The sequence below is a fragment of the Nocardioides sp. CPCC 206348 genome (assembly GCF_048654705.1).
Classification (GTDB): Bacteria; Actinomycetota; Actinomycetes; order Propionibacteriales; family Nocardioidaceae; genus Nocardioides.
In genome coordinates, this window is sequence record NZ_JBMCZA010000217.1 from 14,789 (window position 1) to 15,210 (window position 422).

General features: G+C 73.9%; 2 protein-coding genes. Both read right to left on the reverse strand.

What is annotated here, in order from left to right; genetic code table 11:
• Positions 1 to 306, reverse strand: a 306-nt coding sequence (locus ACOADB_RS23800; RefSeq protein WP_378604613.1) for a zinc-ribbon domain-containing protein, incomplete at its 3' end; no start/stop codon positions are given.
• A partial coding sequence (locus ACOADB_RS23805; RefSeq protein ID WP_378604938.1) for a tetratricopeptide repeat protein occupies positions 303 to 422 on the reverse strand: 120 nt, incomplete at its 5' end. The genes ACOADB_RS23805 and ACOADB_RS23800, both read right to left, overlap by 4 nt.

The following is a 422-nucleotide window of genomic DNA, read 5'->3' on the forward strand; positions in this document are numbered from 1 at the left end:
GGACGCCGGCTGCTCACGGAAGTGGTCGCGTTCGCTGGGCGCCTTGGTGCCGCACTCCAGGCAGTACAGGTCGGGGCCGACCTCTCCCCCGCACTCCGTGCAGGGTCGGCGGCCCACGGGCGGCGGGTCCGGCAGCGCCGACGCGGGCTTGCGCGTCGGCGCGCTGATCGGAGCGTCCCCCAGCGGATGGTCGTCGACGGCCGCGGGCGCAGCCGGTACGACGTCCGGCTGGCCGATCTGCGCGCCGCAGCTCTCGCAGAAGCGGGCACCGACGGCGACCGAGGCGCCGCAGGAGGGACAGGTCACGTGAGGCTCCAGTTCCGGACGGCGTTGGCCTGGTTGACCAGGGCCACCCGCTCCTTGAGGTCGATGCTGTCACGGGCGAGCGAACGCAGGGCGTTCTCGAGTCCGTCGCGCACTCC